We start from the raw sequence: 9,783 nt of genomic DNA on the forward strand, positions 1-9,783 counted from the left end.
TTTTCGTCTCCCACCGCGCAGTATTTTCCGATTGCGAAACCTAGCGCAGTGATTGCGCAGACAAATGAAGCTCTGTCATCATGATTCTCGATCTCGCTCAAGTCTCTAACGGCCCTTCGTCGAGGTAATAAATAGCTTAGTAAGCTAAGGAGGGTACCATCGCCGTTCAAAGCCTCGAAGAATTTATCCGATCTATTCTTGCGAATTGCACCGACACTTTCTGGGTTGACAATCATCAGGCCCAGATAGGAAGACGGAAAGGCCTCCAAAATGCACTGCTCGGCAATTCTAATGCGGGATGACGATGTTGCCACATCAGCAACGGAGCGGACAATTTTCACACAATTGTTGGCTTCTTCATTCAATCGAATGCCGACTGGCGAATTAGACTGACCGGGCTTACCGATTCTAGCGCCGAAAGATCTTGTCAGTATCCTCTCAGCGGCTCGATATTTGCCGATAAGATCAAATCCTTTACGCAGCGGCCCATCGAAAGCAACGGCTCGGAGCGATTGATCTCCGAGAAGACCGCGAATTGTTTCTAACCGTTCTGAATCCGTTGCACGATAGCGTCTAATTTCCCAATCTATGCTCTCGTCGTCCCACGTCACTAAGCAAACAGCGCTCGACCGCCGCGTCGTAGAATACCCCACATCAATTCCAGCGACAGCATTGCGGCGGGGCATATTGAAAGTCTTTGGCTTCTACCGCGTCAGCTTCTTGTACTTCACGCGATGCGGGATGATGGAATCCTGGCCCAGCCGGCGCATCTTGTCTTTTTCATAATCCTGGAAATTGCCCTCGAACCATTCGACATGGCTGTCGCCCTCGAAGGCCAGAATGTGGGTGGCGATGCGGTCAAGGAACCAGCGGTCATGGCTGATGATCACGGCGCAGCCGGCGAAATCCTCCAGCGCCTCTTCGAGCGCGCGCAGCGTATCGACGTCGAGATCATTGGTGGGCTCGTCGAGCAGCAGCACGTTGGCGCCGGATTTGAGCATCTTGGCCAGATGCACGCGGTTGCGCTCGCCGCCCGACAGCGCGCCGACCTTCTTCTGCTGGTCGGCGCCCTTGAAATTGAACGACGAGCAATAGCCGCGCGAGTTCACCTCGCGCTTGCCGAGAAGAATGAGTTCGTTGCCGCCGGAAATCTCTTCCCACACGCTCTTCTTGCCGTCGAGCGAGTCGCGGGACTGGTCGACATAGCCGAGATGCACGCTCTCGCCGATCGTGATGGTGCCCTTGTCCGGCGTTTCCTGCTTGGTGATCATCCGGAACAAAGTGGTCTTGCCGGCGCCGTTGGCGCCGATCACGCCGACGATGCCGCCAGGCGGCAATTTGAAGGTCAGGTCCTCGATCAGCACGCGGTCGGCAAACCCCTTGGTCAGCCCCTCGAAATCGACCACGTTCTGACCGAGCCGCTCGGCCACGGGTATCGTGATCTGCGCGGTCTGGGTCTGCTTCTCGCTCGCCTGCTTCAGGAGCTCTTCATAGCGCTGATAGCGCGCCTTGGACTTGGCCTGGCGTGCCTTCGGCGAAGCCGCGATCCATTCCTTCTCGCGCTCCAGCGTGCGCTGATGCGCGACGTCCTCGCGGCCCTCCTGGGCGAGGCGCTTCTGCTTCTGCGACAGCCAGGCGGTGTAGTTACCCTCGTAGGGAATGCCCTTGCCGCGGTCGAGCTCGAGTATCCATGACGTGACGTTGTCGAGGAAGTAACGGTCATGGGTGACGATCAGGATGGCGCCGGGGTAGTTGCGCAGATGGCCTTCCAGCCAGGACACCGATTCGGCGTCGAGATGGTTGGTCGGCTCGTCCAGCAGCAACAGGTCCGGCTGGTCGAGCAGCAGTTTGCATAGCGCAACACGGCGCCGCTCGCCGCCGGAAAGTTTTGTGACGTCGGAATCGTCGGGCGGGCAACGCAGCGCGTCCATCGCCTGATCGACCTTGCTGTCGAGATCCCACAGGCCGGCGGCCTCGATCTCGTCCTGCAATTTGGTCATTTCGTCGGCGGTTTCCTCGGAATAGTTCATCGCCAGCTCATTGTAGCGATCGAGGATCGCCTTCTGCTTGGCGACCCCCAGCATGACGTTCTCGCGCACGGTCTTGGCCGGATCGAGCTGCGGCTCCTGTTCGAGGTAGCCGACCCGCGCGCCCTCGGCGACCCAGGCTTCGCCGTTATATTCCTTGTCGAGGCCGGCCATGATCCGCAGCAGCGTCGATTTGCCGGAGCCGTTGACGCCGAGCACGCCGATCTTGGCATCGGGATAGAACGACAAATGGACGTTATCGAGCACCTTGCGGGTCGGGTAGCTCTTGGTCAAACCCTGCATGAAATAGACGAACTGGCGCGCCATCGGGATCCCTGAAAACGAGAAGATTTATGGAAATTTGCTGCCGCTGATGTAGCGGCGCGGCCCCCAAAGGGCAACCGCGCCCCGACGTTTTCGATCCGTTCACCACGGATCATTACGGGGTCGACACCATCTGTGCGCCAGATCACGGCAATTGAAACTTTCTTTTAATAAATAGGGCCAAAGCTGTCGAGCAGCGCCCCAGAAAGCGCTCCGCGCGACAGAAGCCGCCGGAAAAAAGACAGGATTCGTCATGGCGACCATTACCTCAACCTCTCTCCGCTCCCCGGCAGGAAGCCGGGATGGACAGTCCAGCCCGCTCGCCGGGCTTCTCGCCTTCTGGCGCCAGTTCTTCGTCAGGGCCTTCGACCCCTACCGGCCGGAGCTGCATTATATGCGCGGACCGGGCCCCGCCTGCCGCGCCAAGTTGAAGGCGTCGTCGCACCGGCGTTCCGCCTGATCACGCCTGAGCCGCGGAAGCCTGAAGGCCCGCGGCCATATCGATAGACGCGCATTTTTGATGCCCGGACGCTTGCGCGTCGAAGCATTGCGCGCGACCATGGCGGCTCCCAGGACGGCGCGTATTCGTACCGTCATCATCGCCATGAACGGACCTTCCCATGACGCGGCTGCGCTGTGCAATTCTCGACGACTATCTCAACGTGACCCCAAAACTCGCGGACTGGTCCAAAATCGCCGATCGCGTCGACGTCACCGTGTTCAACCAGCCGTTTGCTTCCCCGGAGGCCGCCGCCGGCGCGCTGAAGGATTTCGAAATCATCCTGGCGATGCGCGAGCGTACGCCGTTTCCGCGCACGCTGTTCGCGGCATTGCCCAAACTGAAACTGCTGATCACCTCGGGCATGCGCAACGCTTCGATCGATTCGGAAGCCGCCAAGGATCATGGCGTGGTGTTCTGCGGGACGCAGTGGAACCGCGATCCGACCGCGGCGCTGACCATGGGTCTGATCCTGGAACTGACCCGCAGCATCGGCCGCGAGAACGCGCGCATGCACGCCGGCGAACCCCTGCAGAAATTCATCGGCCTGGAGATCGAGGGCCGCACCCTCGGCGTGGTCGGCCTCGGCAAGCTCGGCGCCAAGGTTGCGGGGCTGGCGAAAGCCTTCGGCATGAACGTGATCGCGTGGAGCCCCAACCTGACGCCGGAGCGATGCAAGGAGGTCGGCGTCGGCTATGCCACCAAGGAGGAATTGTTCGCAACCGCCGACATCATCACGGTTCACGTGGTGCTGAGCCAGCGTTCGCGCGGCCTGGTGGGGCGCGAGGATCTGGCACGCATGAAGCCGACCTCCTACCTCGTCAACACCGCGCGCGGGCCGATCGTCGACGAAGCCGCGTTGCTGGACATCCTGCAGCGGAACAAGATCGCCGGCGCCGCGATCGATGTGTTCTCGGTCGAACCGCTGCCGGTGGATCATCCCTTCCGCAAGCTCGACAATCTCGTGCTGACGCCGCATCTCGGCTACGTCACCGAGGAAGGCTTTCGCGCCCATTACGGCCAGATGGTCGAAGGCATCGGCGCCTGGCTCAACGGCGAGCCGGTACGAAGGCTGGCGTAAGAAGGGCTCAGCTTAAACTCTGGTCAAACATCGCGCGACGCAACGGGTAGCGGAATTTCCTCCAAACGTCCTTCCGCTCCGACCGAAAATGCTTATTATCCGGCCATGACCAAGTTGTTTGAACAAGCCGTTGAGACCGTACGCGGTCTCGCTCCTGAAATGCAGGATGACCTTGCCCGCATGCTTCTGCAATTGGCCGGCAAGGACCAACCGGTGTTTCAATTGAGCGCCGAGGAAGCATCCTCGTTAGACCAATCCCTTGCGCAGGCGGATCGCGGAGAATTCGCGACCGACGAACAGGTCAGCGCCATCTGGGCGAAACATAACCTGTGAAACTGCGCTACACCCTGCGGGGCGCTGCCGAACTCGATCAGGTACTGGACTATATCCAGGCGCAATCACCGCAGGGCGCCCATCACGTACAGACACGTATTCGTGTCATTATCGATCTCCTGTTGCAGCACCCTCACGCCGGTCAACTTACGAGCAAAGGCCGCCTGCGGCGAATGATTGTCTCACCTCATCCGTATGTGATTTTCTACCGCGCAACCGAGGAGGAGATTGTGATCCACGGCGTGCGTCACAGCGCTCGCCGAGCAACGCCGGAGTGATTTTCGCGGTGCCACCGGCGCCTGGCTCAGGGGCGAACCGGTACGAAGGCTGGCGTGAGTTGTCCGCTTAGGCGCCGTCACCGTCGCAAAGACGACGTCAGAATGCAAAGAAAAAGGCGCGCCACCGCGCGCCTTTCGGGATCACTTCGCTACCGCTCGACCTAGCGCACCGTCACCGGCGCGGGCAGCGGCGGCACCACAGTCGGCTGCGCGCCGGGAACGCCTGGCGGCGGTCCGGCATTCGGTCCGGGCATCGGCGCCGCCGAAGCGGTGGCGGTTGACGGCGGCGGCGAACCGCCGGGAAGCACGACCACGCGGGTGCCGACCTTGACCCGATCGAACAGGTCCGAGACGTCCTCATTGAGCATGCCGATGCAGCCCGAGGAGACGAACTTGCCGATCGTCGACGGCTGGTTGGTGCCGTGGATGCGATAGACGGTATTGCCGAGATACATCGCGCGCGCGCCCAAGGGATTGCCGGGGCCGCCGGCCATGAAGCGCGGCAGATAGGGCTGACGATCGATCATTTCCGGCGGCGGGTGCCAATCCGGCCACTCGGCCTTGCGCGAAATCTTCTGCACGCCGGTCCAGGTGAAGCCGTCGCGGCCGACGCGGACGCCGTAGCGGATCGCGCGCCCGCCGCCCAGCACGTAATAAAGATAGGTGTTCGGCGTATCGACGATCAGGGTTCCCGCCGGCTCCTTGGTGGCGAGCGCGACTTCCTGCCGGCGCAGATTCGGCGCCAGCGGCGCCGGCGCCACTTCGGGCTGTTCATCCGGCGGCAAGGCCGACATCACCATCGGCTTGCCATCGGGTCCCTGCGGGGGCTGCTGCACGGCTCCGGGCGGGCGGGGACCGTGGTCCTCATCCGGATAGATATAGCCCGCGCCCGGTCCGCGATCCGAATAGGTCTGCTGCGGCGGGCCGCCGGGCCGGTCGGAATAGATCACCGGCGGCGGGTCATCGCGGCGGCCATAACGCGGGTCATCGGGCGACAGGATCGGACCACGGTCGGAATAAACCGGTGGCGCGCCCATCGGCCGGCCATAGCGGGGATCGTCGGGCGAAAGCACAGGGCCACGGTCGGAATAAACCGGCGGAGCGCCCATCGGCCGCCCATAGCGGGGATCGTCGGGCGACAGCACAGGACCACGGTCGGTATAAACCGGCGGAGCGCCCATCGGCCGGCCATAACGGGGATCATCGGGCGAAAGCACCGGTCCGGGCGGCGACAGCGCGGTCGAACTCGACCCGTCATCGTCTTCCAGCGCGTCGAAATCCTGCGGGCGCGGACCGCGGCGGTAATCGGCGGGATAGCCAGCCGGCGGGTATGGCGAATAGACCGCGCCTGGCGGCGGCGGATAGCCCTGCGCCGAGACCAGCGAGGTTGCCGCCCCGCCTGCCGCGAAGGCCGCCAGAACGGCAGCACTAATCGTCTGAATTCGTTTGATCATCATCGCTCTTGTATAGTCCCCAAGCCGACACCGGATCGTTAATGGCAGATGACGGAAGATAGCGGCGCATTCAAGACAAATCCGGCCAATTCGCGCCCAATTTCGGCATTTGTGACCATCGGGAAGCCCTGTGGCAACCCGGCCGCACCGGCCGGGAAACGCATTTTCGGCATTGTGGAGGGGCACTGGCGCATTCGATTTTTAACAAGCGCCGGCAGGCCGTTGCGGTATTCTTGATTCAGCCTGATTCGCTACGTCGCGAACGCGGCCTGTGTTGTGGTCACCGCGTTCCCGATGGCTCAAGGGCCTTTGCAAGATATTCTGCAGATATCTCCGAAGGCAGAACCCGCGTCCATGCTCCCCGGCTTCCGTTTTCTGTTCGCCGCGATCGTGTTGTCGATGTCGATCCTGGTCTTCGGGCTTGGTGCGGCGGCGCTGCTGCGCGCGGCCCACGAAGAATTTGCCAGCAACCCGTCATGGCGTGGTGCGCCGGAGACGATATTCGCGCAGCAAGCCGAGGCCACCCGGCCGGTGCTCGCGATCCTGCGCGTCGATACGCCCGTTCTGGACAAGGCAGCGGATACTGCGCCGGCGAACGCCACCGCCGCGGCGGTGACCTCGGCAGCGGATGACCCCGAGCGGAACGCCGCGATGAAGCCTGAGAATTCGCCGCCGCCGCAGACCACAAAGCCGGAAACCACGGTCGCGGAAAGCCGGATCACAGAAAGTCGGGTTACAGAAAATCCTGCCGAGAGCGAGGCCGCATCGGCTCCCGCAGAGGTGCCCGCTGCCGTCGAAACAAGGATCGCGGAACCCAGAATCGCCGAGGCTAAGGTCGCCGAGGCTCAGATCGCTGAAACGAAAATCGCCGAGACCCGAATCGCCGAGACCCGAATCGCAATGTCGGAAGCAGTCGCGCGGCCGGCCGACCGGGCCGCAATCCCGGTTGCCGCAGCAGCAGTGGACCCGCCGATTGCGCCGGATGCCGGCATCGCCGCGACGAAAATCGCAACGCTGGGCGGGGCCCCCGTGGCCATCGAGACGCCGCGGGCAAAAGTCACCAGCGCAAAACCCGACCCGCGCGTGATCAGGAAACGTCGGCTGGCACGGCGCGCGGCGCTGCGCCGCAGGCTCGCGGAGCAGGCGGCGCGCCTCGCCGCGGCACAACTGCCCCCGCCGTTCGGCCAACCAACGCCGGCTCCGGCGCCCACGATCGTCCACCGTCGCCGGGTTCTTAATTGATCAAGCCGCTTTAATTGATCAAGCCGCGCCGGTCGCGACCGGCGGTCCGTCGGGCAGGCCCCATTCGGACCATGAGCCGTCGTACAGCGCCGAGCCGCGCACGCCCAGCCGGTACAGCGCCAGCGTCACGACCAGCGCGGAAACACCGGAGCCGCAGGTCGTCACGATCGGTTTGGCGAGGTCGACGCCGGCCCCCTTGAAGGCTTGTCGCAGATCGTCCAGCGATTTCATCGCGCCCGTATTGGCGTCGAACAATTCCGCATAGGGCACGTTGCGGCTGCCCGGAATGTGACCGGGGCGCAGCCCCGGCCGCGGCTCGGCAGCGGTACCTTCAAAGCGCGGTCGCGGACGCGCGTCGACTACTTGCTCGGCGTGCGTTGCCAGATTGCCGGCCAGTTGCTGCTGGCTGCGGACATAACCTGGATCGAGCCTGGCCTGAAATTTCCCAGGCTTCGGCACAACCTCGCCGGAATGCGTCGGGCGCCCTTCGCGCAACCATTTCTTCAAGCCGCCGTCGAGCACTTTCACTTTGGGATGACCGAACGCCAGGAACATCCACCACGCCCGGGGTGCTGCGACCCAGCCACCGGAATCGTAAGCGACCACGGTATCGACAGAGGAGATGCCGAGTGCCGCAACGTTGCGCGCGAACTGCTCGGCGCCTGGAAACATATGCGGCCGCGGGTCGTTCGGATCGGCGATGTGATCGACGTCGAAGAAGACGGCGCCGGGAAGATGCGCGGAGCGATAGTCGTCCACAGGCAGCGGCAACACACCGGGCAACTTGAAGGACGCGTCGATGACCTTCACCTTGGGATCGTCGAGACGGGCGGCAAGCCAGTCGGTGGTTACCAGCGGATCGTCAGTGGATGAAGTCATCGATGCAATTCTCCCGGCGTTTCCCATCCATCGTCATTGCCGGGCAGAAGCGCGTCTTCGCGTTAGATGACCCGGCAATCCATCTCTCAAGAAAGATGGACACGCGGGTCAAGCCCGCGTGTGACGACCTCTTATTCCTTCGGCTTCTTCGGCTCGAACTTCTCGACCGGGCCGCCGGCGTCGCGCCAGGCGGCGAATCCGCCTGCGATATGCGCCACCGGCTTCAGCCCCATATCATCGGCGGTTTTCGCCGCCAGCGCCGAGCGCATCCCGCCGGCGCAGTGAAAGATGAACTTCTTGTCGCTCTGGAAAATCGGCTTGGCATAGGGGCTGGCCGGATCGATCCAGAATTCCAGCATGCCGCGGGTGCAGGAGAAGGCGCCGGGAATCCGCCCGTCGCGCTCGATCTCGCGGGGATCGCGGATATCGACGATCACGACATCGTCGCCTTGCGCGGCCTTGATGGCCTCAGCGGCGCTTAACGTCTCGATCTGCGCATTGGCCTCGTCGATCAGGGATTTGATGCCGCGATGGATGGTCTGGGGCATGGGTTTACCTCCGTCATTCCGGGGCGATGCAAAGCATCGAACCCGGAATCTCAAGCCAGTTTCTTTTATATCGAGATTCCGGATCGGTCCGCTTCGCGGGCCGTCCGGAATGACGACGATTACCGCACCAGTTCCTTCATCGCGCCGTCGAGACCTTCGATCGTGATCGGGAACATGCGCTCCGAAAACAGCCGGCGAATGATGGTGGTCGATTCCGAATAATCCCAGTGCCGCTGCGCTACCGGATTGAGCCACACCGCATGCGGATAGGTGCGCGTGACGCGCTCGAGCCAGACCGTTCCCGCCTCTTCATTGACATGCTCGACCGAGCCGCCGGGCACCATGATCTCGTAAGGCGACATCGAGGCGTCGCCGACGAACACCACCTTGTAGTCGTGCGGATATTTATGCAGCACGTCCCAGGTCGGCGTGCGGTCGGTAAAGCGGCGGCGGTTCTGCTTCCAGACGCCCTCATAGAGGCAGTTGTGGAAGTAGAAATATTCCATGTGCTTGAATTCGGTCTTTGCCGCCGAGAACAATTCCTCGACCTGTTCGATGTGCGAATCCATCGAGCCGCCGATATCGAAGAACACCAGCACCTTGACCGCATTGCGCCGCTCGGGGCGCATATGCACGTCGAGATAGCCGTGGTTGGCGGTTTCCTTGATCGTGGTGTCGAGATCGAGTTCATCGGGCGCGCCGGTGCGGGCGAATTTGCGCAGCCGCCGGAGCGCGATCTTGATGTTGCGGATGCCGAGTTCGACATTGCCGTCGAGATCCTTGAACTCGCGTTTGTCCCACACCTTCACGGCGCGGAAATTGCGGTTCTTCTCCTGCCCGATCCGGATGCCTTCGGGATTATAGCCCTCGGCACCGAACGGCGAGGTACCTGCCGTGCCGATCCATTTGTTGCCGCCCTGATGCCGGCCCTTCTGCTCTTTCAGCCGCTGGCGCAGCGTCTCCATGAGCTTGTCCCAGCCCATCGCCTCGATCTGCTTCTTCTCTTCCTCGGTGAGATATTTTTCGGCGAGTTTCTTCAGCCATTCGGCGGGAATGTCCGCCTTCTCCATGGCGTCGAGCAGGCTCTCCAGCCCCTTGAACACGGTGCCGAACACGCG

The 9,783-nt window shown here is 62.5% G+C and carries 11 protein-coding genes; 5 read left to right on the forward strand and 6 right to left on the reverse strand.

Annotated elements, in window-relative coordinates; genetic code table 11:
• Window positions 1-611, reverse strand: a 611-nt coding sequence (locus ABR948_RS24360; protein ID WP_428122975.1) for a hypothetical protein, incomplete at its 3' end; no start/stop codon positions are given.
• Window positions 612-704: 93 nt separating this feature from the next.
• On the reverse strand, window positions 705-2,354 hold the full coding sequence (gene ettA, locus ABR948_RS24365) for an energy-dependent translational throttle protein EttA (protein ID WP_428122976.1): 1,650 nt from the start codon (window positions 2,352-2,354) through the stop codon (window positions 705-707).
• Between the two features lie 250 nt (window positions 2,355-2,604).
• On the opposite strand from ettA, the gene ABR948_RS24370 reads away from it, so the two are divergent.
• From ABR948_RS24370 to ABR948_RS24385, 4 genes are all read left to right on the forward strand, one after another.
• Window positions 2,605-2,811 carry a hypothetical protein gene (locus ABR948_RS24370; protein ID WP_428122977.1) on the forward strand — a complete coding sequence of 69 codons (207 nt, stop codon included), beginning with the start codon at window positions 2,605-2,607 and terminating at the stop codon, window positions 2,809-2,811.
• Between the two features lie 160 nt (window positions 2,812-2,971).
• The gene (locus tag ABR948_RS24375; RefSeq protein WP_428122979.1) at window positions 2,972-3,931 is read left to right on the forward strand and encodes a D-2-hydroxyacid dehydrogenase family protein; all 960 of its coding nucleotides are present in this window, start codon (window positions 2,972-2,974) and stop codon (window positions 3,929-3,931) included.
• Between the two features lie 105 nt (window positions 3,932-4,036).
• Complete coding sequence (locus tag ABR948_RS24380) at window positions 4,037-4,264, forward strand: hypothetical protein (protein ID WP_428122980.1); 228 nt, start codon at window positions 4,037-4,039, stop codon at window positions 4,262-4,264.
• The gene (locus ABR948_RS24385) at window positions 4,261-4,542 is read left to right on the forward strand and encodes a type II toxin-antitoxin system RelE/ParE family toxin (RefSeq protein WP_428122981.1); all 282 of its coding nucleotides are present in this window, start codon (window positions 4,261-4,263) and stop codon (window positions 4,540-4,542) included. The genes ABR948_RS24380 and ABR948_RS24385 overlap by 4 nt, the downstream gene beginning before the upstream one ends.
• Window positions 4,543-4,703: 161 nt before the next feature.
• Here ABR948_RS24385 and ABR948_RS24390 read toward each other — a convergent pair whose 3' ends face one another.
• The gene (locus tag ABR948_RS24390) at window positions 4,704-5,999 is read right to left on the reverse strand and encodes a L,D-transpeptidase (protein ID WP_428122982.1); all 1,296 of its coding nucleotides are present in this window, start codon (window positions 5,997-5,999) and stop codon (window positions 4,704-4,706) included.
• Between the two features lie 351 nt (window positions 6,000-6,350).
• Between ABR948_RS24390 and ABR948_RS24395 the strand changes: the two genes are divergently transcribed.
• Window positions 6,351-7,238, forward strand: coding sequence for a hypothetical protein (locus tag ABR948_RS24395; RefSeq protein WP_428122983.1), 888 nt, complete (start codon window positions 6,351-6,353; stop codon window positions 7,236-7,238).
• Window positions 7,239-7,256: 18 nt separating this feature from the next.
• On the opposite strand, the gene sseA is transcribed toward ABR948_RS24395, so the two are convergent.
• From sseA to ABR948_RS24410, 3 genes are all read right to left on the reverse strand, one after another.
• Complete coding sequence (gene sseA, locus ABR948_RS24400; protein WP_428122985.1) at window positions 7,257-8,117, reverse strand: 3-mercaptopyruvate sulfurtransferase; 861 nt, start codon at window positions 8,115-8,117, stop codon at window positions 7,257-7,259.
• Between the two features lie 131 nt (window positions 8,118-8,248).
• Window positions 8,249-8,665 (reverse strand): rhodanese-like domain-containing protein, encoded by a 417-nt coding sequence (locus tag ABR948_RS24405; RefSeq protein WP_428122987.1) that lies wholly within the window; start codon window positions 8,663-8,665, stop codon window positions 8,249-8,251.
• A 119-nt stretch (window positions 8,666-8,784) separates the two neighbouring features.
• The coding region (locus ABR948_RS24410; protein ID WP_428122988.1) for a vWA domain-containing protein at window positions 8,785-9,783 on the reverse strand (999 nt) is incomplete at its 5' end.

This window comes from Bradyrhizobium sp. (genome assembly GCF_050014615.1).
In the GTDB taxonomy this organism is placed as follows: Bacteria; Pseudomonadota; Alphaproteobacteria; order Rhizobiales; family Xanthobacteraceae; genus Bradyrhizobium.